The organism is Pantoea sp. B566, assembly GCF_024793925.1.
Classification (GTDB): Bacteria; Pseudomonadota; Gammaproteobacteria; order Enterobacterales; family Enterobacteriaceae; genus Pantoea; species Pantoea ananatis.
Map to the genome: position 1 here is coordinate 883,338 of NZ_JANUQL010000003.1, position 24,383 is coordinate 907,720.

The following is a 24,383-nucleotide window of genomic DNA, read 5'->3' on the forward strand; positions in this document are numbered from 1 at the left end:
GTTGGCGTTCTCAATCTCGAAGAGGGAAAAACTGCGCCGCATCAGACAGCGAGTGCAATAAGGTGGTGTCTTCTGGTGAACCTACCCACACAGCCATGGCGCTGAAGTTGTCCTGTTGACCCCCCTGCGGTTGGCTGTTTTTGATAATTTGTTGCATCAGGGTTAGCCACTCTTCTGGCGTATTCACCATATGCAATGATTGCTGCATTTGTTCCAGCGTCACGCCATGCCAGAAACCATCCGTACACAGCAAAAAGGCATCCCCATCCTCAATAGGCACCACATCGCTGTAACTGGCATCCCGCTGTTCATCGCCCATGCCTAATGCAAAATAGAGCAGGTTACTGTTAATGCCTTCTGTCTGGTGCCCGGCATCTTTCATTTGCTGAATCAGGCTGTGGTCTGTGGTCACGTGGTAGAGATAGCCCCGACGAAACAGGTAAAGCCGACTGTCGCCTGCATGCGCCCAGTAGGCCAGTTCATAGTCTCTGTCGATAAACAAACTCACCAGCGTGGTGCCCATCCGGCTGTGCTGACTGTTTGCCTTTTGCTGTTGCCGAATGGCGCCATTGGCATAATTAACGTAATCGCGAATGGTTTGCGCATCGAGATGCGCATTGCCATCAAAGGCTTCCATCAGGCTACTGCGTGCAATTTTTGCTGCCACGTCACCGCCGGGAAACCCTGCCACACCATCACACACCACAAAGCAAGCCGAACGCTCGCCGATGCTCTCACCGGTTTGATCCTGATTGCTGGCGCGGTCGCCCTGATTCGACGTGGAAGCAGTAGAGATATTCATGCGTCATCCGTGTGGGTTTGTGAGTCTTTATACTGATTTACTTCCATGTCGTACGCGTGCAAGAAGGCTTCGCCAAACAAGGTATGGAAGTCATCTTCAATTTCACCGGCAGTTTCGCCATAGCGCTGGATAAAATGCTCCCACAGCGCGGCTTTACGGCTGCCGGGTAGTCCAATGCGCGATACGGAACCGTTTTGACGCGCTTCTTCTTCGAGCTGATCGGGGTTAAAGGACTGCAGCATGGAAGCAATAATGGCGCGAATACCGGCAATCATCCCTAACTGGTGCGCCTGGAGGTCAATCAGTGCGTCACGCACGGCCTGACGTGGCGGCATAAAACCTGGCATACGGCTGCCAAACATCTGCATCAATACGGTTTTACCCGACGGCAGCAGCTTAAACGGGTTGTTAGCATCATCCAGGATCACGGTCATGTCGGCTTTTACACCGCGTTTTAAAATCGACCGGGAAGACAGCAGTGCCACCGTTCCCTGCGAGAACATGCTGAGCATCTGGCCGAACTGCCGCATCTGCTCACGATCGAACTGCGGTGTCGGTTGCAGATCCTGCAGGCCCATACCTTCCAGCAGTGCATCCAGCAACTCGCCCTTTAAGGCATCACCGCTACTGGTGTTGCCACTCTGCTCGGTCCCACCGCTGTTATTGTGCGAGGCAACCGGATCGATGCGCAGCCGCCCTTTTGGCGTGGGCGAAGGCGTGCGTTGCACCGCCTGCGGTGTTGGCAAGGTAATGCCGCCGTAATCAATCGGGCTTTGCGCACCTTCAGGCTGGGCAGGCTGCGGTTGAGGATCGAAAGCGGGATCGTGAGTGACCTGCGTTTCAGTGTGATCAAACAGCGGTGAACTGCTTAAATCAGCCAACTCAACCGGTGCAGTATCCAGGATATCAGGCATCGGCTGGTGATGAGGTTTCTGCTGTAATGGCGCCGCTTGATGGGGCTCTTTCTGCTGCAAGGGTGCAGACTGATGGTTTTCTTTCGGCTGCGATGGCGCAGCCATAGGTTGCGAAGCCGCCATATCTGGCTGAGCCAGCGGCACGGCACCGCTCATCATTAACCCCAGCGGATCGTCATGATGACGCGGGTCCGGCGTGGTCTGGCTGCCAAACAGATTTAACGGGTCCACGTCCGTGGAGGTTTCCTCTATTTTGGGCTGCCCTTGCGCATTTTGTTTTGCCGACAAGGTGCTGGGCGTGCGGTCATCAAAAATGCTTTCCTGAGCAAACAGTGCATCCTCTTCATCAAACAGGCTGCTTGTCTTAGGTTGTTGACCGATATCTAGCGGTTTATCGCTCATTAACTGAGCCAGCGGATCTTCGGGATTACGGTTTGCCGCTGTAGAGGTTAACGGATTTGCCTCCGGCATTTCTGGCGCAGCACTTTTACGTTTCGATAAATCATCAGAAATTGAAAACTCTTTGGCAAGGCTGTCCCAGATCTCGCTGGGAATGGCAGCCGTGCTGGCAGCCGGCGCCTGTACAGGGACCGCATTGGGTACGGGCTGCGGCTTAGGTGCGGCTGCAGCGGTCAACGGAGGCTGCTGCGATTGCTGCTCGCCATTAAGATCGTTAACCAGCAGGCGATAGTCGTCGATGCCGAGAATATCTCCGTCCTGCAACTCCACCTGACGTCCACGTTCAAGCGGGATGTCATTCAGCAGCACGCGCGTAACGTTACCGCGGTTGGTCAGGCGACATTCACCCTCTGCAGTAATATGCACGATAGCCTGCAGGCGAGAAATAGTGCGATCGTCGTCGGGCAATATCAGATTATTATCCACGCCTCGACCAATAGTGCCGCCTGGAGGAAGAAAATCGAAACTGATTTGCGGCGGTTCATGGCCGGGTTTAGCGGTTATTATCGTAAAGCGCATCACGGATTCCTGCGGTTAGCTGTTCGACATCTATATCGCGCGTCTCTCGGGGAGAAAGGCGGGATATAGAAGCGTAGTCAATGGTACGGAAGATAAACGCAACCCTAATGTTGCAGATAGCCACCCCGTGAAAATTAATCGTAGGGCATTTCTGATAATTCTTTCGTGCGTAACTCATCAAGCCTGGCGACGCACTCGTTATTAAATACGGTATGCGCATAACTTCTTCATAAGATGAAATTAAAAAAAGCAGATAAATGAAAGCTACATTCCGAATGCTTTACCTCAAACTTCATTACAATTTTTCACTTTTCAAATGGGAGTCAATATTAAACCCTGTCATCTCATGCTCTTTTTTAAATCTTGCCGTGACATTATTTAAGAAAAGGCTCTTTGATAAGCAAAACATTCAATCATGAGACATTAAGATTCTTACTTTAAAAACCGGCAATAAAAATGAAAAGGATGTAGCTTTGCAATACACCCTTTTCATTTATGAATAAATCCTTTTAGCCTTAATGTCATCATGATTGCATGATGTGAGAGTAAAGAAATGATTAATACTTTATTTTGAGGCTTCAACCAGTTCAGAAACCCGACTCTGCATTTTTTCAGAGAGACACGACGCGTCACCGCCACATTCATTGCGCTTTTTGATCCAGTTACTTTGCGCAGAACGAAGCGTGGCGAGCTTGTCTTTGACATCAACATCAATACTTTTTATTTGTTTTACAGCGATGCTATAGGCTTGTGCAACACTCTTATCCCAGCCGGAAAGCTCAACGTTGCTACAAATAGCCTTCTCTGTATCTGATGAGGCTTTCGCACAGTCGAATGAGGGTGCTGGTTTAGGATTAGAGGGCAGTTTTTTTAACAACAAATAAGTTTGTGAATTCCAGTTGGTAAGAAGTTCATTATTGTTTTTCTCAATAATCCAGTTACCAACTTTTTCACCTGAAGGGCCAAACATGCCTGATTTACAGGTGACTTCATAAGCACTTACTGGATCTTTAGCCGATAAAGGTAATCCGTAATCACTTGCAAGATTATTGTTCGACTTTTCATCCTCACCTGCAGTAAGATTAAGCAACTGACCTGCCGTAACAGATTCTTTTTTATTATAAGAAGGTGAATCACATCCCTTCGCCACCAGAATTGATCCAGAAATACTTTTTTTGTCGAAATTTATGATTCGGCCAACTAGATTTGGATCATCACTAATAATATCAGGTCGTGAGGCGTTATTACTGTTCACATAGACGTTTTTAACAACCCACTGCCCATTTATATCGCTTTCTATATTTCCGTTGGCGTGGCAAGACGTCATAACCACTAAACCACCTAAAAGGGTAGATACAAGCAAACCTTTATTATTGTTCATACGTCATAAATCCCTTCTAGATAAAGTTTAACTTCAGAATTACGTCTATTAACCAGACCTTTAAAGACTTTACCACCGCTATAGATTATTTTTTTAATCATCGCCATTGCATCACCAACATTTCCGTTGTTAATGTCATTGGTCACTTTATTTAAAACACCGCCAGAGTTGTATGCAAACGAAACCAGTGCATCAAACTCATATTGTGTTAAGGGTACTGTAATCCTGTTTTTTATTAATGTTTCATAATGTGGAACAGTCAATCTCAACAAATCAGTTTCTTGCTGCCTTGATAAATCTATAAGATTTTTGTTTTGCACAGCAAAATCGGACGCGTCTTTATGACTTTTAGTTGCTCCCTCAGCCGCTTTAGCAGCAGAAGTTGCATCAATGCCGATAGAAATAAGTTTTTGCTTTATCTCACTTTGTGTTCTTTCAAGCATGTCGTAGCCAGCACCTAAAGTCACACCGCTTTTACCTCCAGGCCAATGCAAGTGATTACTGACGCCGCGCAAAGACTCTAATTTAAAAAGTGCCTGAATCCCACTTTCCGACAGTTTCATTCCGCTAACATACTGCCGTCCCTGAACACCTTTTAACGGAGGCGGAGGAACGGGAGCTACAACTCTTTTTCCTAGTGCTTCCCAGGTTTTTCTTCCAACAATGCCGTCTGCATATAATTTATTATCAGTTTGGAATTTTTTTACGGCTAACTCTGTATTTTTACCAAAAACCTTATCTATTGAGACTTTATAATTTTTCTCTCCAAGCATTTTTTGTAAAACTGCAACAGCATCACCTCGATCGCCTAAGCGTAAGAGCGTCATATCAAAATTCCTTTTGCATGCAATTGAGTTTATTTAAAAAAGCAGCCCCTTTCAGGGCTGCCATATCATTACGCTTCTTTATTCTCTTTGATATTCCAGCCAGCGCTGCTTTCTGCGCCTTTGCCACCGGAAGAGCTCTGCTCCCAGTACTGCTGTTTCACTTTCGCAGCCTGGAATGCATAGGTTACGCCCAGCGTATCGTCGTGCTCAGAGCCCACGAACTGTACGTTGGTGACCAGCACATCTTCCAGGGTGATGCGGGTGTACTCGATTTGCGTACCGCCAGCCTTGCAAACTGAAACTTCAACCTTAGTGACGTGCTTACCACTGGCACAGTTTTTCAACAGCGCAGTGACAGCCTTGTCGATTTTGGCATTAATGTGCAGGTCGTTGAAGTTTACTTTACCAGCACCGCCGCCGCCGCCCACGCTCATATTACCCGGCTGATTAGCGCCCCAGGAGAAAGAGGTAATATCAATCCAGCCGGTATGGTTTGAATCTTTAGATTCACCAGTAATACCGTCTACCTTCAAATACATATCAATAGCCATAATATTTACTCTTCGTTATGGAAAAAGTTGTCGCTTTCGAAAAAGCATCTATATGGCAAAGAGAAAAGCATGGGGCTGAATAAAACAGTCCATATTTTACTTTTGCCTCGACTCGGGAGGTTGCTACAGGCTCTCCGAAGTATCCCACCACAATTAACCGCTATAGCAGGAGATTTTTTTGCTGTATTCGTATTTCAAATTAATGTCATTGTGCAAAAAGCCATGACAATTATGGGGCAACCCGATTATGTTGCGCACTTTGTTTCAAGAAAATTACTCTGCTGGAACAAAGTCAAAAAAAACGATTAAAGAAGCCCAAATAATTTTCAGCTCGCCAAAGCCGACATTTTTATATTTTAAACACAGGTCGATCATTATACTGATAAATGTATGATGAAAGCTTCCAGCCATTCGCCAAAGGCATCACTTTAGGAAAAGGTTTATTCCGCTTCATCAGCATAATCAAAGTATGAGGAACGACATACATCAGCCATTTTTTTACATACGGCATGTTTTCATGCTTTAGTGCAGTTGCTCGCAAGAAGCACGCTCCGAAGAGCGTGCTTAGCGTTTCAACGATTAGTTTTCGTTCGACTTCAGCGAAGGCAGTTTCGATACCAGACGCAGCGAAACGGTTAACCCTTCCAGCTGGTAATGCGGACGCAGGAAGAATTTCGCGGCGTAATAACCTGGGTTGTCTTCCTGCTCTTCCACATTCACCTCTGCAGCAGCCAGTGGCTTGCGTGATTTGGTTTCCTGAGAAGAGTTAGCCGGGTCACCATCGACATAGTTCATGACCCAGTCATTCAGCCAGCGCTCCATTTCGTCGCGCTCGCGGAAGGAACCAATCTTGTCGCGCACAATGCACTTCAGGTAGTGAGCGAAACGGCAGCAGGCGAACAGATAAGGCAGTCGCGCTGCCAGACGCGCATTGGCGGTGGCGTCAGCATCGTGGTACTCCGCAGGTTTTTGCAGCGACTGGGCGCCGATAAAGGCGGCAAAGTCAGAGTTTTTGCGGTGAACTAACGGCATAAAGCCATTCTTCGCGAGCTCGGCTTCGCGGCGATCGCTGATGGCGATTTCCGTTGGGCATTTCATGTCTACGCCGCCGTCATCGCTTGGGAACGTGTGGCAAGGCAGATCTTCAACCGCCCCACCCGACTCCACGCCGCGAATGGATGTACACCAGCCGTACTCCTTGAAGGAACGGTTGATGTTAGTCGCCATGGCATAAGCCGCGTTGGTCCAGCTATAGTTGCTGTGGTCGGAACCGTCGGTCTGCTCTTCAAAATCAAAGCTGTCCACGGGGTTGGTGCGAATACCGTAAGGCAAGCGAGACAGGAAGCGCGGCATCACCAGGCCCAGATAGCGCGCGTCTTCAGACTCGCGCAGGCTACGCCAGGCAGCATATTCGGTATTCTGGAAGATTTTGGTCAGATCGCGTGGATTCGCCAGTTCCTGCCAGGATTCCATCTGCATCACGCTTGGTGCAGTACCGGTGATAAACGGACAGTGTGCTGCAGCACCGATACGCGCCATTTCGCCCAGCAGCTCGACATCCTGCGGGCTGTGATCGAAATAGTAGTCGCCCACCAGGCAGCCAAAAGGTTCACCACCAAACTGGCCATATTCCTGCTCGTAGATTTTCTTGAACAGCGGGCTCTGATCCCAGCCCACGCCTTTATAGCGCTTCAGGGTGCGGCTCAGTTCCTGCTTGGAGATGCTCATAAAGCGAATCTTGAGCATCTCATCAGTTTCGGTGTTATTCACCAGATAGCTCAGACCACGCCAGGCGCTTTCCAGCTTCTGAAAGTCATCGTGGTGAATAATCTGGTTTACCTGCTGAGACAGCTTTTCGTCAATCTCAGCGATCAGTGCCTGAATGGTGCGGTAGGCATCGCTGGACATGGTCACGGTGTTTTCCAGCGCCTGCTGCGCCAGCGTTTTCACCGCGCTTTCTACAGCTTCACGCGCCTGATCGCTTTTAGGACGGAATTCTTTGTTCAGTAACGCGCTGAACTCATCCTGACTAAAGCTGGCGCCGCCCTGCGATTGTGGTTGTTGAGAAGTCTGGTTCATTACTGCTCCTCCTTACCTTCAGGGGCATCCGTTTGCTTAGGCACGTGTGACAGGGCCTGCAGCAGTGTCGGATCCTGTAAAATCTTGCCGATCAGCTCTTCGGCGCCGTTTTTGCCGTCCATATAGGTCAGCAGGTTGGAGAGCTGGGTACGTGCTTCAAGCAGGCTGTTAAGTGGATCGACTTTGCGGGCAATGGCATCAGGAGAAAAATCGTCCATGCTTTCGAAGGTCAGATCGATGTTCAGTTTGCCGTCACCGTTCAACGTATTGTCTACCTGGAATGCCGCACGTGGCTTCATGGCTTTCATACGCTCATCGAAATTGTCGATGTCGATTTCCATGAATTTACGGTCGTCAACGCTGGCCTGCGGCTCCAGCGGTTTACCGGCTAAATCGGCCAAAACACCCATGATGAATGGCAGCTGAATTTTACGTTCTGCGCCATAGACTTCCACGTCATATTCAATCTGAACGCGTGGCGCGCGATTGCGGGCGATAAATTTCTGCCCACTGGACTTCATTGTTGGCATGGTTCTCTCCATAAATAATGCGCGGGTATAGGCTCGCAGGAGGCGCGCAGGTCTCGCTGCGTAAAGGCTTGACTGTTAGCTTAGTCGCGGCGTCCAAAAATGTTTTCTAACTGATGCACACCATCGGGCGCGAGATCGCGAATGATGTCCATAAAATCGAGTTCGATAAGGCGCTGTACCCTGTCAATCATCAGCGGTGCCGGGTGGCTCGGCTCATGCTGACTAAAGTACTGTTTGACCTTTTCCAGCATAAGTTGGGCTTCTGCCCGCGAATTCAGTTGGGCACTGCGCCAGTCGGTAGCCGCACGTGGTGCAGCGACGCTGGGCTGCTGCTCCGTTGCGGGTGCGGATTGCATCGCCGCCGCCAGGGAGTGTAACGATTCCATATCCGTGGCCTGACAGCGCTCATTCAGCATTGCCATGCTGCGTTGCAGCTGACTCATATCCGGCAAGGCCGTTTCATCCAGCTTTTCAATCACGATGCGGCGAATATTTTGCAAACGCTCAGCAATGTTTTGAATCGCTGCGATGCCCGGTTGTTCCCCTCGTGCAAGTTCGTCATTCAGACGCGGCAGCCCACCCGGATAATCTGGCACCTCTGTTTTACTGCCGTCACACAGCGCCGAAGCATCACGCAGCGTAATACCATCGGACGCATAGCGCATGAGCCATGACTGACGAACGGCGGCCGTAAGTGCCGACTGATCGCCCAGCACAGCCAGCGCGTTGATGCGGTAAAACGGATCGTGCTCGCCATCTTCTTCAAGGCGAGGCCAGAGCGGTTCCCAGAACTGCAACATCGCCTGTTCAATCAGTTGCAGGCCCTGTGCATAGCCCGGTAACCCTTTCAGGCGCGTCCAGGCATGTGTCAGGGTCAGCATGACACGCAGGTCTTTGCTGCGGCTCATCAGTTCCAGCGCAAGCTTTTCAACTTTGTTCCAGTCCGCTGGCTCAGCCGGAATAATGGTGTTACCGAACTGCTGTTCGGCTTTTCCCACGCTGGCCTGCTCCATCGCCTGAAAGTCCGCGTCGTACTCCAGGTTTTCACCGCACGGATTATCGTGGCTTACCGGTATCAGCAACGTGTCAATATCAATACTCATCCGCTTCGCCTCAGGATTCAAACATCGGGGGATAAAGTCCGTTTCGTCCCGGCTTTGCACCGCCTGCCGGATCAAACAACAGGGAAAATAACTGCGCGGTTAAGTTTCCACTGTGGACATGGGTATAAAGCGGAAAACCGTCGCTCTGATTCGTCCACCAGAAACTGGTCTGGAACTGCGGATCAAAGCTTTGGGACGGCAGATGCCAGCTCAGTGTTGAATCCTGTTCACCGTTGCCGATCACCCCCAGAATATCTGATGACGCCTCATCCTGCTGAGGCTGCGGCAGTGGAATGCTCAACAGCGCCTGATCGAACTGTTCGGGCGTACCGCCATCCTGAACCGCCCGCAATAAGGTATTTCCCATCTGGTGATACCAGTCGCCTGAACGCGTCAGCAACAAAGGCATCCACTCCGCTGGGGTAAAATAGCGGAGGGCACAGAGGGGATAATGGCGACCCACGCTGTCGCGTGCGGCCGTCAGACAGCCCATTTGAATCAGTTGCGTGCCCAACATCGGTGGTACCACAAAATTCCACACCGGGGCTTTAAGAAAAGCCCGAGAAGGCGCATTTTCGCCTTCAGCACTGGTCTTCCAGTGGTGCAATCCCACCTGAAACCAGTTAGACCACTGGCGCTGCAAGGTATCGGGAAAGCGTCGTTTAACAAAATCACCCGAACTAGGCAGTTTGCCGTACCAGCCAGGTGCTGCGTAATGGGTCATAGTCAGGTCCTGTTTCAGGGACAGCTAAATGCGGGTAGCTGGAAAGGATTACGAATGCTGCCTGGCGTGAATGACAGCGTCACATTATGGCCGTCCACACTAAAGCTGGCTTCGCGAGTCAGTCCACCTACCGACGTCACCCGTGCGCGATCAAAGAAGCGATTAAGCGCCCATGGGCCGCTGGTGGTCAGGGTTGAGGTCGTGCCGTTCGTTAGCCCCAGTTGCATGCGCACCTGACTGGTTCCACCTGGTCCGGGCCAACTCACTAACTGCACTGCCTGTGGTCCATGACTGTAGCGCAAAATCTGTCCATCGACATCCAGCGTCATATTCAGGATATCGTTATCCATCTTCACCGTCCGTAACGTGACGCGGAAGGATGGCGTAGTGGCCCCATTGGCAAAGAAGGCGTCGCGAATCGACTGCGCCTGCTGGAAAGGACGCAGCAAGGCTTCGCCGCCTGGCAAGGTTTTGCCATCAATGCCGGGCGTGAAGCGCCATGCCGCACGTGTGGTATCCACTTTGCTGGCCAGATTATCGCGGAAGAAGCTGTCCATCAATCCTGTTCCCGGCGCAAACATGCGCGCCAGGTCATCAGGCGTGACTTCGCTGCGTGCATTCCGGACCAGCGGGTAACGGCCTGCTATCGCCTGACGGCAGAAGCTGCCGACTTCCATGGTGATGCGCTTGCGAACGTTATCCATGTCGCGACGCTGTGCATCGCTGCTGGCGCCCACTGCCATGCCTGACACCATATTTTGCAGTGAACCGGGCAAACGTCCGGCGCTGGCCTGCAAACGGCTAATGGCATCACTCGCCGGCGGTGGCATACCGCTATTCGCGGCATCCTGCACGGCAGTGAGATAGCGATAGAGATCGTCGATCTGCTTAAGAAAATCATCAACGGCCAGGACCTTACTGCCCTGCTGTAACGGCTGTGCCAGCTCAATGACAGGTGCAAAGTGCGCGGTCACCGCCTGCTCGGGCGTTTGCTGCACCACCGCCTGCTCGCCGTTTGCGCGCGGCGAGGTAAACAGTGCCTGCAGCGTTCGTGTGGCGCTGTTATCCGATGACGCGGCCGTATCTTTGGCATTCTTGTCTTCAGGCTGCGCCCGGGTGAGCGTGAGCTGTTTGCTCAGGTTAATCACTAACTGCCGCAGCGGCGAATGATTCCCTGACAGCAGGCGCGCCGTATTAATACGTTGGGTCAAATCGGCGCTGCTGTTGAGTTGAATATCGCTGAGAAACTGCTCCCACTGGCGGATGTAATCCTGAATATAGAGCTGGCGCACCGCAAGGTCGGTTTGTTTGCTGTCTTCATGGGCCGTCTCTGCACCCAGCACCCAGATATCGTCTTTGTAGAGCGCATCCGTGACCGGCGCGATCTGTTTATCCACATGGTTCCAGTAGCCGTCTGGCGTAAAGAGCCCGGAAACACCTTCATTGACAGACTTACCGCTTTTACGGGAAAACACCAGTTCACTTTGCGGTCCACCCAGCGCGGACAAGGTAACCGGTGACATTGAGCCATCGCGTTCCAGCAGGCGTTTCAGGCGTCCGTAAACGCGCTGTGACAGCGGCATCTGACTAATCAGCGCCTGCTCGCGCTTTACCAGCGCATCATCCTTCGCATAGGGCGAGGACTGAATCTGCGTTTCCAGTAGCTGTTGCAGGTGCCACGCCAGCTGTTTCACCTCAGCCTGAGTCACGTCCTGCGGCAATTCACGCGAGATGTTTAACATCATCCACGCCTGAAGAAACTTACCGTCATAGTGTTTTGGCTGGTACAGCATCTGATAAGCCTTGAGCGCCTCATAGCTGTAGTCAGCGTCACTTCCCGTATCATTGCGTAACCAGCGGGTGATATTCTGGGCAACCTGCGGCATCAGCAGCTGTTTCAGCGCCCTTTCGTACAAGGCCTGGGTCGCATCACTGACTTCCGTTCCGCGATACAGCCCCATCCGGCGCGTGAGCGGCGGATGCTCCAGAGAAAAGGAGGCGCTTTCAGGCAGGTGCAGCAGCGTATTGAGGTAAGGCACCAGTGCAAAGAGGTTGCCGTTCACCTCTTTTTGTAACTTGTCACCGAGTTGCTCAACCTGGGGGCTTTTCGCCGCCATCTCCTGCAGGTAGGTTTTGTTTTTGTTATAGCTCACCAGCCACAGTGCACCGGCAATGAGTACGATAACCAGTAACGCCAGATAGCCCGACCACAGGCCCACGCGGTTACGTAGCTCCCACCAGCGGTTACTGCCGGCCAGACCGGACTCCTGGAAGATGACATTTTCCAGCACGCCCTTAAGGAAAAAGCTCTGGCCTTTGTTTTGAGGGATCGGCGCGTCTTTATCCACTTTGTCCCAACTGCCCGACTCACTCTGCTGCTGGCCTGGCAGATGCAGGGCGCGCGTCAGTTCACCCATTACGCGGTCAAAGGGTAAGCCTTCCTGCGTACCGCTGGCAAAGTAGATGCCGCGCGGGGCGAACTGCGTTTCGAAATCGGAACGCGCAAACAGAATATCCAGCGCCTCAGCCAACTGAGGGCGCAATGCCGCAAACTCCTGTGGAAACAGGTAGCTTTCGGCACGTGCCTGGGCATCACTTTCCGCCAGCAGTACATCGGCAAGTCCGGCATCCAGGCGCTGCTGCAGCAGCGAATATTCCTGCTGAAACTGGCTGCTGAGTTCAAATTCAGCCGTTGATGCTTTGGCCCACGGAAAGGTAAAACCCCAAATCTGCTCGCGCTGTGCCTTATCCAGGCTGGCAAAATAGCTGCGGAACCCCTTTAACAGGTCGGTTTTGGTGACCAGGACATACACCGGAAAGCGAATACCGAGCCGATCGTGTAACTCCATCAGACGCTGGCGCAGCGCCACGGCCTGATTGCGCATGGCCTCGGGCGACTGTGATAACAGGTCTGCCACGCTCAAGGTGACGATGACGCCGTTAACCGGCTGACGGCCACGGTATTTACGCAGGAGGTCGAGAAACTGATGCCATTCGCCGGCATCGCGCTCCTGCTGGCTCTCCTGCGTGGTATAGCGCCCCGCCGTATCCAGCAGCACGGCTTCGTTAGTAAACCACCAGTCACAGTTACGCGTCCCGCCGATCCCACGTAGCGCAGCCTTACCGAACTTGTCCGCCAGTGGGAACTGCAAGCCAGAATTCACCAGAGCGGTGGTTTTACCGGCACCTGGCGCGCCGATGATCATGTACCAGGGCAGTTGATAGAGATATTGATGACTGAAGCGCTGCGCCCAGAAAGGCGCACCTTTGCTGCTCTGCCGCTGGAAGTGTGCTTTTTTCAGCATCTCAGTCGCTTCAGAGAAGCGGCTGGCCAGCACCTGATCTTCACTGGTCAGTCGCTTGCGGTCTTCTTCCGGCGTATCCGATTTGCTGGTTTCCAGGCTGGACATCAGCTTACGGTTGAGCCAGTAGTTATAGACACGCGGAATCGCCTGGCTCAGGCCCCAGACAACATAGAGCAGCGCAATACTGATTACGCGGTTCTGTTCTGACTCCAACGGACGGGAGTCCACAATCGAGAACACCGGGCCAATGACCCAGATAATAAACGAAAGTGCGGTGATACCGACAAAGCCCCAGGCCAGACGGCTGGTCAGTACCGCAAATAGTACATTCAGCATGGATTAGTTCCCTCTCGCCAGGCCGTTAACTTCAGCTTGCGTCGTATCAGGTGCAACCTGCAGCGTAATTTCAACACGACGATTACGCGCGCGATTTTCTGCACTGGTATTCGGCACCAACGGATGCGTTTCACCCCGCCCTTCCGCTTTAACGCGTGATGGTTTTGCCAGCTGTTTTTGTAACAGCGTCTGAACAGACTGGGCACGGGCCAGAGACAGCTCATAGTTGGAGGCAAATCGGGCACTGCGAATCGGTACGTTATCGCTGTAGCCCACCACCAGGATTTTCCCGCTGACGTTATTCATGGCTTCAGCTACACGCTGGATAACGGCATCATAACGTCCGCGAACCTCTGTCGAACCGGATGCGAACAAGCCATCGCCTTTCAGCGTCACCACACTTTGATCTGCCTCATCGCGCACGGCCACCAGGCCTTCGTCGATTTCAGGTTTCAGGAATGACTTCAGGTTCAGTGACGGCGGCGGCGGCGGTGCCGGATTACGAATCTGCACTTCTGGCAGCGTCGTTTGGTAGATTTTGGCCAGCACGGGCGAGGTGTAATCCCCCAGACGCCAGTTCAGCACGATATAGAACAGGCAGGCAGCCAGGCCCGCCAGAGCCGCACAGGCCCACAGCGGAATCATGGGGCGCCAGAGTTTACGCAGCACCGGCTGATCGGTCGGATGCGGCGACAAGGCGGCGGCAAAGCTGCCCCTGACGCTCCTGATCATCTGCAACAGACGCTGTTTAATCGTATCCAGTTGCGAGCGTCCATTATCCAGAACCCGATAGCGCCCTTCAAAACCAAGCAGTAAGCAGAAATAGATCAGCTCCAGTAACAGGATGTGCTGACGCGGGTTTTGCGACAGTTTCGCCAGCAGCTGGAAGAATTTCTCCCCGCCCCAGGTTTCGTTGTGGAAGGTTACCAGTAAGCCATTACTGGTCCACACGCCACGGCTTCCCCAGGGCGTCAGTGCTGCGGCTTCATCAAGCGCCGTACACAGACAATAGCGGGCGCCAACGATCACCTCATAGCTCAGTCCGGACTGCTGGCAGGCCAGCTCGAAACGGCGGATCTGGTCAATAAGCTGTTGACGTAAACGTGCGGGATCGTCATGGGAGACGGAGTGACGAATCTGTGGAATCGCGTTAATCAGCGGATTCGCTGCAGCCACCAAACTATTCTGGTGGCTAAGATCCTGCTGAAAAGCATCACTGTTCGGTTTATTTTGTTCCTGCATCATGCCTGCTCAGTTTGAATTATTCTGACTGACTGCGAATGGCCCAGAACTCCATGTTCAGGCCCGGAAACTCACCGGCAAGGTGCAGCGCGAAGGCACCCGATCGCTCCATCTCCTGCCATAGCTCGCTGTTCTTATCCAGCTCAAAATAGCTGTATCCTGCGTGCCATGGGATCTGCGGTGGCGCACCCGGCATGGCTTTCAGGGCAAGGCCCGGTAGCTGCAGTTGGACGAGATCGCGAATTTTGGTGACGGGGGCGACTTTCATCTGCGCCGGGAAATGCGTTTTCAGCGCGTCGGCCGGGACGTTTGCTTTTACGGCCAGCACAAAACCGAATTCACGCACCATGCTGTTATCCGGCACGGTCGCCACATTCAGGCCGTGTGAGCGTTGCGTCAGCGGCAACTGAATGGCGCTCTCTTCCATCACCTGCGACAGGCCTTGACGGAGCAATAGCGTCAGGCGGGAGAAGCAGCCCTGCAGGTCGTCGTGGTCATAGAGAGGGAAAGCATCCGGCGTACGCGCCTCTGTCCACGTTGCCAGCTCAGCAGCCAGCTGCAGCCAGTGGCTGTAGAGGGTTTCAGGATGTAATAGCGGCAGATGCTGCAGATGCGCATGAAGGCCCAACTGGCGGTTAAGCAACGCCAGCAGCATAAAATCAACCATATCCGCGCTGTTAAAGCGGCCCGTTCCGGGTGCGCGCTGGCTCAGCTGCTGGCTACGTTGTTGAATCATGCCGTGCAGGTCGGTCATCATGCTCTGAAGCGGACGACTGCCAGCAAGGGTTAACGTGGGAGGGATATAATCATTGTCTAAACGGATATGGTTGTCGCTGCGCTTTTCAACGATCTGAGCAACGCCCATCGCCGTCCATTCCGCCGTGAGATCCTGCTCCAGCATCAAGCGGAGGCGCAGCTTGCCAAACTGAACGGTGGCCGTTCCGACAGCCTGCGCATTGTCATCTTCAACTTCCGCTTCCCAGGCCAGATAGCGAGCCAGCGAATCAGGCGCGTCCTGAAACGTCACCGCCTCGCGACCATTGCGGCGAGCGGGAATGGCCAAAACCACTTTGGCGCGGTCGGTATTGCTGGGGACGTCCAGCGGCGCAGGGCCGTGTTGTGGCTGACTGAAGGCAAAAAACGTTCCATCCGGCAGGCATCCACTGGCGGCGCTCAGTGCCAGTTTACCCTGCCGCAACAGCGCTTCATCAAATTCGAGATCGAAAAATCCCCAAACATAAGGGCGTTGCGACTGGCCCCATTCACGCAGCGAGCTTTGCAGAAAGTTTTCTGCCTGCTGGAAATGGTGAGGACGTAAAAACATCCCTTCCGCCCAAACAACCTTTTCGGCTCTGTTCATAATCATCCTTTGAAGACGGTTTTATTGCTTAACGGGACGCATGCCGGCATCGTCAACGATAATGTTGGCGTTTAACTCACCATCATTGCTTTTCCAGAACTGCCAGAACGAGCTGCTGTCACTGTCTGGGAAAGGCAGCGCAAGTCGCCACACCTTGCCATCCAGCTTTTGATATTCCGCCATGATGCCGATAAAGCGCGCGTCGGGAAGGCTTTTGGCACTCAGCGTTTTACTGAGCTGACCGGACATCAGGAAAAACTGCTGATTGTTGAGCAGCGTATTTCCCAGTGCGGTAGCGGGTTGATTCTGCAAAGTGAAGAAGTCGGCGGACATAAATTCTGCATCAGACGTCAGCAACATCACCCGGACTTTGAGAGGTGCGCCCGAATTGATGGAAGGATGTGCCTGGAAGTGCAGGTTGTATCGCGCAATATCAGGCTTACTGCTACTGCATGCCGTTAGCAGAAGCAGCAGGAAGGGCCAGATCCATTTTGCCAGGCCAACGCGAAAGTAAGTTTGTGCCATTTCTGTCCCTCCCTGCCCCTGACTTAGTTAATGATCCAGGTACCGTTATTCTTGTTCTGGCACGCCTGGCTGTTTCCATCTACAGAAACACAGGTTTTTTTCTTGGCGGCGGCACGCGCACGACGTTTCGGCTGATCGGCTTTAACGGTCTGATCGTACAAATCGCTTTTCACCACGGCGCGGAAAGGCACATAACCAACAACTTTTATCGCGCTGGTTGTGGCCTGAGCCGGTGCCGCTTTGCTGTCAGTGGCTTTGGCATCGCTGGCTGCTGGTGGCGCTTCAGCCTGCGCTTCTTCACCTAATGCCAGCCAGTTATTTTCAACCTGACCCACAACGGTGTAGGTTTCACCTGTTTTCAGGGTTTCGACGACTTTGCCGCCGAAGTCCGGACGCGTCATCACCGATGCAGGATATAAAGCGCGATAGGATTCATTTAATGCGGAGAACTGCGCCGGCGCAGCAACGGCATGACGATGGATCAGGGTTGTGCCATCAACGGTGCTGCTCACCATTGTGTCATCAGTCATTTTTGGCGGTGTTTTACAGCCTGCAACAGCAAAGACAAACATCAGGCTTAATGCAATTCGAAAGTTCACCATTTTCTTCATATTTAGTTCCATTAATACCCAAACAAGTGGCCATTGGCCGGTGTTAAGCAAACCCTGTTGCAGAACGAGCGATGCTGGCTGCCATCTGGAGCCAATACACTGATTAACAACACAATTTGCCTGAATGAGATGAGGTAGTGAGTTTAAAATTTTCTATTCGATGAGAGTGAGCAGGTGTGAAACTGCCCATGAAACCTGATGACCGGAACAAGACGGCTGAATTCGCGGTTAAACATTCAGCAAACTGACAAATTCCTAAACGCAAACGTCATTAAGGCAGCCTGGTTAAGCGTTGCTCAAAACCGATTCATAAAGCTGAATCGTTAAGTTTAATAAGGCTGATTAATCGTTATAAGTGTGGGGAGAATGGCAACATCCTGCTTAAATTCCAGTCGATCTCACACAAATAGCAATAAATCAATGGCTTACAAATTAAACTGCAGCACCATAGCTACCGCACGAGCCTCAACATCCTGCTCGCCTGTGTAAAGTTCTTTTCCATTTCTTAACATCTTACACAGCTTTACATAATGCCTTAAAAAATTCAACACAGCCCCGAGCGAGCTTAAATAGTAAAAATATTAATGTATAGTATTATCTCAAACTTCAGGCACTTGTTAACCAAATGCTATCGAGGCGATAAAAAACCCCGATTTAGCCCTGCCAGCCGCTTCGTTTAGATAATTAAACATTAGTAGTATGAATATTTAATCATGGTAATAAGGGATAAAACGGCCAGCGAAGCGCCCTGAAGCTGATTTTCTTAAGTCTGAGATCGTAATTAAGTCAAATTTTTAGAAAACACGAAGCGTGTCATTTATTAAAAAACCAATAAATACAACAGGTTAAATATTTAAAGCATTGCTAAATTAAGAATTATCTTAAGTAATATATCGGGGAGCAGTGTTGGTTTTAGCCGCAAGCTGGATCAATAAAAGGCAATGTGAGTGATTTTAATACAGCCAGAGACTAAGCCGCGGTGGATTGCACAAGCGCAGGACGTGCCAATGGCCCGATGTGAACAGCGGTATGGGCTGAAATCACTCAGGCATTGAATGGCACAGTATTTATCGTCGCCACCCGGGTTAAAGCGGCGACAGAGATAACAAATCAGGAAAAGGAATTAGGATGGCCCGGCTTTCGCGATCATTTTACGGTAATTATTCAGCCATTTACCGCTGGTGAACCTTCCCCAGAAAAACAGCCCTCTCACTGTCCAGTCGAGGAACATGCCAAGCCAGACGCCGATGACGCCCATTCCCAGTTCAATGCCCAGCAAATAGCCAGCCACGACCCTTGCACACCACATACTAAACATAGAGACGTACATCGTGTAACGTGCGTCACGCGCGCCTTTCAGCCCAGCCGGTAAAACCCACGACGCTGCCCAAATCGGCATAAACAAGGCATTGAGCCAGATGAGGTGTTTCGTGACATTTATCACTTCAGGATCGCTGGTATAGAAACGTGCCAACAAGCCCGCCAGCGGAACGGTCAGGGCCGCAACGCACGACAGGCAAATGGTTGCCAGCCAAAAAACATGCTTCGCCTGTCGTTCAGCCTGAAATACCTGGTATTTACCTAGCCGCTTTCCGGTGATGATGGTTGAAGCCGATCCAAGCGCGTTACCCGGCAGGTTAATCAGCGAGGCAACAGAAAACGCAATAAAGTTACCCGCGATCTCATTGGTGCCCATGCCAGCCACAAATACCTGGGTCAGCAATTTACCGCCGTTAAACAGCACAGATTCGATACTGGCAGGCACGCCAATGCTCAGTACTTCATAAAGTATGCTGCTGTTCCAGCGACGAAAATAGCTGGAAAGCGTGATTTTAAGCGAAGCATTAAATCCAATCATTAACACATAAATAATGGCGAAAGCGCCGATGTAGCGGGTGATGGTTAACCCTAATCCAGCGCCGACAAACCCCAGTCCATCCCATGAAAAGCAGCCGTAAATAAGTACGCTGCTGATCATGATATTGAGGATGTTCATCCCGCCATTAATCAGCATCGGGATCTTGGTATTCCCTGCCCCACGCAACGCGCCACTGCCGATTAGCGTGATGGCCGCTGCCGGATAGCTCCATGCCGAAACCTGGAGATAGCTCAGCGCCAGCGCTTTTACTTTCGGTTCGGCAGCGCCGGCAATGGCGTCAATAATCAGATGGCCCCAGAACTCAATCGCAATGACCAGAATTAGCGCCAAAATGGTCATCATCGCCAGCGACTGCCGCGTAGCGGCACGCGCCCGTTTACCATTACGCCTTGCCAGACTGAAAGCGACCACCACCGTGGTGCCCAGATCGATGGCGGCAAAAAAGGAGATGATGACCATATTAAAACTGTCAGCCAGGCCAACGCCTGCCATCGCCTCTTTACCTAGCCAGCTGACCAGGAAGGTACTGAGCACGCCCATTAACAGCACGCAGGCATTTTCAAAAAAGATCGGGACTGCAAGAGGCGAAATTTCACGCCAGTACAGCGTGCGGTAAGAACGACGTTTGGGATACCACGCCGTGCGCTTAATCGCCTGCACCACTGCTACGCCGGGATTTTGCAAAGGAGTACCAAATATGAAGAAGTCGGGGAAAGAGCTCTAATGATGGTAGCCTGCGGGCAAATATGCAAAACGTTTTGCATTCCTGTTAAATCATCGTTACACACTTTTTTTACCTTTTTCCTCACCTCGTTGAATCATCGCATTGCCGATGTCATCGCACGATCATGCCCGGAAACGGCCCTCTTCTTTACCAAAAAGCGGAGGCAGGCGTCAGGTTTGTCTGCATTTTGATGTAAACCCACGCACCAGCGCTAAGCCTCGCCCATAACTGGCGGCAGCAAAATGCGCTTGATCATAGATTCTTCACCAAATCCTGCGTTAAACCCGCTAAGCTTGGGGAAATTGTCGTAAGAACGTTAAAGGAGAGGTTATGCCAGCCCAACGGAAAAATCTGACACGCCAGCAGGCTCTTGATACGCTTGAGCAGATGTATGATGAAGCCGTCAACGCTCTGCGCGCATCAATTAAGGCCTATACGGAAGAAGGCTCGCTACCCGATCCCGTTGCCCGCGCGCAAGGTCTGTTTGTTTATCCTGAACTACGCATTACGTGGCAGGGCGACGGGCCTCAGCAGAATCGCACCCGAGCCTGGGGCCGCTTTACCCATACTGGCAGTTACAGCACCACGGTGACGCGCCCTGCTCTGCTGCGCCATTACATCTCTGAACAGCTGGCCATGCTGGAAAAAGAGTATGAGGTGACGATCGACGTCGGTCCTTCGCGTCAGGAAATTCCCTATCCTTACGTCATAGACGGGTCCGATCTGTCGCTGGATCGCACCATGAGTGCGGGGATTGCGCGTCACTTTCCAACGACTGAACTGTCGCAGATTGGTGATGAAACGGCAGATGGTTTATTTCATGCCGATGCGACCTTTCCTCTGTCTCACTTTGACGCGTTGCGCACAGATTTTTCGCTTGCCCGCCTGCGCCACTATACCGGCACGGCGGTTGAGCATTTTCAACCCTTTGTCCTGTTTACCAACTACACGCGCTACGTAGACGAATTCGTACGCTGGGCCATTGAACAGGTTCGCGATCCTTCAACCCCTTTCGACAGCCTTGTGTGTGCGGGCGATGTCGTTCTGACGGCGAGTACAGAAGACAATGAAGCCATGCTGTCTGACCTGGCCTGGAAAAAGCATCAGATGCCAGCCTGGCACCTGACCTCACCCAATCGCCGGGGCATTACGTTGATCAATATCGGCGTGGGCCCGTCCAATGCTAAAACAATCTGCGATCATCTGGCGGTCATTCGTCCTCACGCCTGGCTGATGATAGGGCACTGTGGCGGCCTGCGCGAGAGTCAGCGCATTGGTGACTACGTGCTGGCTCATGCATACCTGCGCGACGACCACGTGCTGGACAGCGTTCTGCCGCCCGACATTCCGATTCCAAGCATTGCCGAAGTTCAGCGGGCTTTGTATGACGCAACCAAGTCCGTGAGCGGTATGCCAGGCGAGGAGGTAAAAGAACGGCTACGCACCGGAACCGTTGTGACAACAGACGATCGTAACTGGGAGCTGCGCTATTCAGCCTCTGCCCTGCGTTTTAATCTGAGCCGGGCCGTGGCTGTCGATATGGAAAGTGCAACGATTGCTGCTCAGGGATACCGTTTCAGGGTGCCTTATGGCACATTGCTGTGTGTTTCGGACAAGCCGCTGCACGGTGAAATCAAACTGCCGGGCCAGGCAAACCGCTTTTACGACGGCGCGATTTCAGAGCATTTACAGATTGGTATTCGCGCGGTTGAATTATTGCGCGCCGAAGGTGATAAGTTGCATTCACGTAAGTTACGTACGTTTAACGAACCGCCTTTCCGTTAAACCATAATGAATGAAAAAGACGGTATTAATGCGAAAATCCTTCCCGTTAATACCGTCTCGTTAATTAAGACGATATTACGAATCAGGCCGCGTTCAGAACGGCGGTATTGATGAACCAGGCAAACACCGCAAGAATAGCCGGTACCATGAGCGTCCAGATAAGGCGGTTATTAAGGCTTTCAAAGCGTAAATCCAGTTTATCGAATCGTTCATCAATCCTGTCGAATCGCTGGTCCATGGCATCCATTCTCCGGTCCATCGCATCCAGTCGCCGATCGATACCATCAAGCCTGATATCAATACCATTCAGTCTCATATCAATGCCGTCCAGTCTCTTGTCGATGCCGTCGAATCTCTTATCGATGCCATCAAACCGTATATCCATTGCGTCGAGCCGAGCGTCAATGCCGTTAAATCTCACCTCATTAGCAGCGAATTCTTTGTAAACATCATCAAACTTGGCATTGATAATGTTAAAACTTACCTCGATAGCATTAAATTTATTAGCAAAATTGAATAAGATGCCATCGATTACTGAAAGTTTGCCTTCGATGCTAACCAGCCTGCCATCAACATCGTCAAACCGGATGCTAAACTGTTGGACTTTCTCTTCCAGCAGCGTAAATCGTTGAACCCTTTCAACATGAAACACCGCCTGTTCCGCACGCAGAAGCTCAAGATCGGCTTTGGTCGCAAACGCCATAGCCTGCCCGCTAAAAAGCGCCAGGTCGATTTTTATTTGATGGTTGTCTTCTTCAAGCCGCTCAAAGCGCGTCTCAAAATTTTCCATTCTTTTTGCCTCCTGTCCAGTGATGACTGAGGGTCAAATGCGGATTACCGCGATTCCGTTTTCCATACAGATTGCCCATGAGCTTTTCCTGACAGGCGGATTAACTTAATCCATTAACGTAAGTCGCAACCTGCTTCAGCATTATTGAAGCGAAGTCTTGCGCAATAAACATTACCTGATTGAATAAAAAGGAAAAATAAAATGGGAATTGTTCTTTTCCTTTATTCACAATGTTGAGTCAAAGAATAAAAGCACGGCCGCGCGAAGAAAAGGGCGTAGATCGATATTCTGGAAGGGTGCGCACAATGATGGAAAATAACAGAGAAAACAACCGCAAACGCTTTTTGAGTTCTAATGTTAAAACCGTTACAGCATATTCAATATGCTGTAACGGTTGGATTAATCAGGCGCTCAGCCAGCCGAGTTTAATCACAAATAATACAGACAGAACAATCAGTGCCGCATTAATCTCTTTGGTGCGTCCGCTGAGCAACTTCACCAGGGTCCAGGTAATAAAGCCAAAGGCAATACCGTTAGCAATGGAGTAGGTCAGCGGCATCGTCAGCGCGGTCACGGTTACCGGGGCAGCAGTGGTGATGTCTTTCCAGTCAATTTCGGCCAGCCCGGACGTCATCAAAACCGCAACAAACAGCAATGCTGGCGCGGTGGCATAAACCGGCACGCTTGACGCCAGAGGAGAAAAGAACAGCGCAAGCAGGAAAAGCACCGCAACCACAATCGCCGTCAGGCCGGTACGACCGCCTGCGCTCACTCCGGCGGCAGACTCGACATAACTGGTGGTCGTAGAGGTGCCCAGCAGCGAACCAAACAGCGCAGCCGCACTGTCCGCAACCAGCGCGCGTCCCATTTTGGGCACATTGCCCTGCTCGTCAGCCAGCCCGGCGCGTTTGGTTACACCCAATAGCGTGCCGGTGTTATCAAACACATCCACGAACAAGAACGCGAAAATCACGCTAATTAAGCCAACGTTAAATGCACCCGCAATATCCAACTGCATGAACGTTGGTGCGATTGAAGGCGGTGCAGAAAATACACCGCCAAATTTCGTCAGACCAATGCCCATCGAGATAAAGGTGATGATCAGAATGCCTATTAAGACCGCGCCCGTGACGCGACGCGCTTCCAGTACCACGATGATGATAAACCCTAACATCGCCAGTAAGGGGCCCGGCTTCGTCAGATCGCCAATCCCCACCAGGGTAGCCGGATTATCTACAACGATACCCGCGCCTTCCAACGCGATAATTGCCAGGAAGAGACCGATTCCTGCGGCAATACCGGCGCGCAGCGGCAGCGGAATGCTCTTGATAATCCACTCGCGAATCTTAAATATCGATAAGGCGAAAAAAATCACTGCGGACAGGAATACCGCGCCCAGCGCAATCTGCCAGCTGTAGCCCATGTGCAAGACAACGGTATAGGTGAAAAAAGCATTCAGCCCCATGCCCGGTGCCAGCGCAATCGGGTAGTTGGCAATCAGTCCCATTAACACCGAACCAATTGCGGCTGCCAGACAGGTCGCGACAAAAACAGCCCCTTTATCCATGCCGGTTGCACCCAAAATACTGGGGTTAACAAACAGAATGTAGGCCATCGCCAGGAAGGTAGTGATACCGGCGATGACTTCAGTGCGTACAGTTGTGTTGTGCGCTTTTAATTTAAATAGTTTTTCTAACATCATTATCTCTCGATGATAGAGACGTCACTCAGGTGCGCGTTCTCTTGCCAAGGTTATGGTCATGCTGTTTGTTGTGATACTGAGGGGCCGCCAGTGCTGTCGCATGCCAGCCCGACCACCCGAAATACGGTTTTCGCTTTCCTTTGTCACATGAGCAATTGCAAAGGCTAAAGCAATTGCTGTGCCAGCCTGATACGCAATCGATTACCTGGATACACGTCAGCGAGCCTTAAGATAA

General features: G+C 51.6%; 19 protein-coding genes. 2 read left to right on the forward strand and 17 right to left on the reverse strand.

What is annotated here, in order from left to right; all coding sequences use genetic code 11:
• Positions 1-10 precede the first annotated feature (10 nt).
• The 5 genes from NYE92_RS05880 to NYE92_RS05900 all read right to left on the reverse strand — a co-directional run bounded on the left by NYE92_RS05880 (position 11) and on the right by NYE92_RS05900 (position 5,453).
• Positions 11-802, reverse strand: coding sequence for a PP2C family serine/threonine-protein phosphatase (locus NYE92_RS05880; protein WP_013026239.1), 792 nt, complete (start codon positions 800-802; stop codon positions 11-13).
• Positions 799-2,694, reverse strand: coding sequence for a type VI secretion system-associated FHA domain protein TagH (gene tagH / locus NYE92_RS05885; RefSeq protein ID WP_029570219.1), 1,896 nt, complete (start codon positions 2,692-2,694; stop codon positions 799-801). The genes NYE92_RS05880 and tagH overlap by 4 nt, the downstream gene beginning before the upstream one ends.
• A gap of 565 nt (positions 2,695-3,259) precedes the next feature.
• Positions 3,260-4,075: a lysozyme inhibitor LprI family protein gene (locus tag NYE92_RS05890; RefSeq protein ID WP_105091583.1), complete on the reverse strand. Its 816-nt coding sequence runs from the start codon at positions 4,073-4,075 to the stop codon at positions 3,260-3,262.
• Complete coding sequence (locus NYE92_RS05895) at positions 4,072-4,902, reverse strand: glycoside hydrolase family protein (protein ID WP_014605522.1); 831 nt, start codon at positions 4,900-4,902, stop codon at positions 4,072-4,074. Before NYE92_RS05895 ends, NYE92_RS05890 begins: the two co-directional genes overlap by 4 nt.
• A gap of 68 nt (positions 4,903-4,970) precedes the next feature.
• Positions 4,971-5,453: a type VI secretion system tube protein Hcp gene (locus NYE92_RS05900; RefSeq protein ID WP_013026243.1), complete on the reverse strand. Its 483-nt coding sequence runs from the start codon at positions 5,451-5,453 to the stop codon at positions 4,971-4,973.
• Positions 5,454-5,522: 69 nt separating this feature from the next.
• On the opposite strand from NYE92_RS05900, the gene NYE92_RS05905 reads away from it, so the two are divergent.
• On the forward strand, positions 5,523-5,762 hold the full coding sequence (locus NYE92_RS05905) for a hypothetical protein (RefSeq protein WP_155270043.1): 240 nt from the start codon (positions 5,523-5,525) through the stop codon (positions 5,760-5,762).
• Positions 5,763-6,032: 270 nt separating this feature from the next.
• On the opposite strand, the gene tssC is transcribed toward NYE92_RS05905, so the two are convergent.
• The 10 genes from tssC to NYE92_RS05955 all read right to left on the reverse strand — a co-directional run bounded on the left by tssC (position 6,033) and on the right by NYE92_RS05955 (position 19,807).
• On the reverse strand, positions 6,033-7,532 hold the full coding sequence (tssC, locus tag NYE92_RS05910) for a type VI secretion system contractile sheath large subunit (protein ID WP_014593986.1): 1,500 nt from the start codon (positions 7,530-7,532) through the stop codon (positions 6,033-6,035).
• Positions 7,532-8,062, reverse strand: a complete 531-nt coding sequence (gene tssB / locus NYE92_RS05915; protein WP_014605521.1) for a type VI secretion system contractile sheath small subunit — start codon at positions 8,060-8,062, stop codon at positions 7,532-7,534. Before tssB ends, tssC begins: the two co-directional genes overlap by 1 nt.
• 80 nt (positions 8,063-8,142) lie before the next feature.
• Positions 8,143-9,165 carry a type VI secretion system protein TssA gene (gene tssA / locus NYE92_RS05920; RefSeq protein WP_014593987.1) on the reverse strand — a complete coding sequence of 341 codons (1,023 nt, stop codon included), beginning with the start codon at positions 9,163-9,165 and terminating at the stop codon, positions 8,143-8,145.
• A 10-nt stretch (positions 9,166-9,175) separates the two neighbouring features.
• On the reverse strand, positions 9,176-9,889 hold the full coding sequence (gene tagF / locus NYE92_RS05925; protein ID WP_022623340.1) for a type VI secretion system-associated protein TagF: 714 nt from the start codon (positions 9,887-9,889) through the stop codon (positions 9,176-9,178).
• A gap of 14 nt (positions 9,890-9,903) precedes the next feature.
• Positions 9,904-13,530: a type VI secretion system membrane subunit TssM gene (gene tssM, locus NYE92_RS05930; RefSeq protein WP_013026248.1), complete on the reverse strand. Its 3,627-nt coding sequence runs from the start codon at positions 13,528-13,530 to the stop codon at positions 9,904-9,906.
• Between the two features lie 3 nt (positions 13,531-13,533).
• On the reverse strand, positions 13,534-14,775 hold the full coding sequence (locus NYE92_RS05935; RefSeq protein ID WP_013026249.1) for a DotU family type VI secretion system protein: 1,242 nt from the start codon (positions 14,773-14,775) through the stop codon (positions 13,534-13,536).
• Between the two features lie 16 nt (positions 14,776-14,791).
• Positions 14,792-16,132, reverse strand: a complete 1,341-nt coding sequence (gene tssK, locus NYE92_RS05940) for a type VI secretion system baseplate subunit TssK (protein WP_014605520.1) — start codon at positions 16,130-16,132, stop codon at positions 14,792-14,794.
• Positions 16,133-16,153: 21 nt separating this feature from the next.
• Positions 16,154-16,657: a type VI secretion system lipoprotein TssJ gene (gene tssJ / locus NYE92_RS05945; RefSeq protein ID WP_013026251.1), complete on the reverse strand. Its 504-nt coding sequence runs from the start codon at positions 16,655-16,657 to the stop codon at positions 16,154-16,156.
• A 23-nt stretch (positions 16,658-16,680) separates the two neighbouring features.
• Positions 16,681-17,280: a hypothetical protein gene (locus tag NYE92_RS05950; RefSeq protein WP_014593989.1), complete on the reverse strand. Its 600-nt coding sequence runs from the start codon at positions 17,278-17,280 to the stop codon at positions 16,681-16,683.
• Between the two features lie 1,111 nt (positions 17,281-18,391).
• Positions 18,392-19,807 (reverse strand): EmmdR/YeeO family multidrug/toxin efflux MATE transporter, encoded by a 1,416-nt coding sequence (locus NYE92_RS05955; RefSeq protein WP_024470994.1) that lies wholly within the window; start codon positions 19,805-19,807, stop codon positions 18,392-18,394.
• A gap of 394 nt (positions 19,808-20,201) precedes the next feature.
• On the opposite strand from NYE92_RS05955, the gene NYE92_RS05960 reads away from it, so the two are divergent.
• Positions 20,202-21,656: an AMP nucleosidase gene (locus tag NYE92_RS05960; RefSeq protein WP_014593991.1), complete on the forward strand. Its 1,455-nt coding sequence runs from the start codon at positions 20,202-20,204 to the stop codon at positions 21,654-21,656.
• Positions 21,657-21,738: 82 nt separating this feature from the next.
• Here NYE92_RS05960 and NYE92_RS05965 read toward each other — a convergent pair whose 3' ends face one another.
• Together NYE92_RS05965 and NYE92_RS05970 are read right to left on the reverse strand one after the other, a co-directional pair.
• A complete protein-coding gene (locus NYE92_RS05965; RefSeq protein WP_259018732.1) occupies positions 21,739-22,446 on the reverse strand; it encodes a hypothetical protein in 708 nt (235 codons plus the stop codon).
• Between the two features lie 403 nt (positions 22,447-22,849).
• On the reverse strand, positions 22,850-24,148 hold the full coding sequence (locus NYE92_RS05970) for an NCS2 family permease (RefSeq protein ID WP_013026256.1): 1,299 nt from the start codon (positions 24,146-24,148) through the stop codon (positions 22,850-22,852).
• Positions 24,149-24,383: the final 235 nt, after the last annotated feature.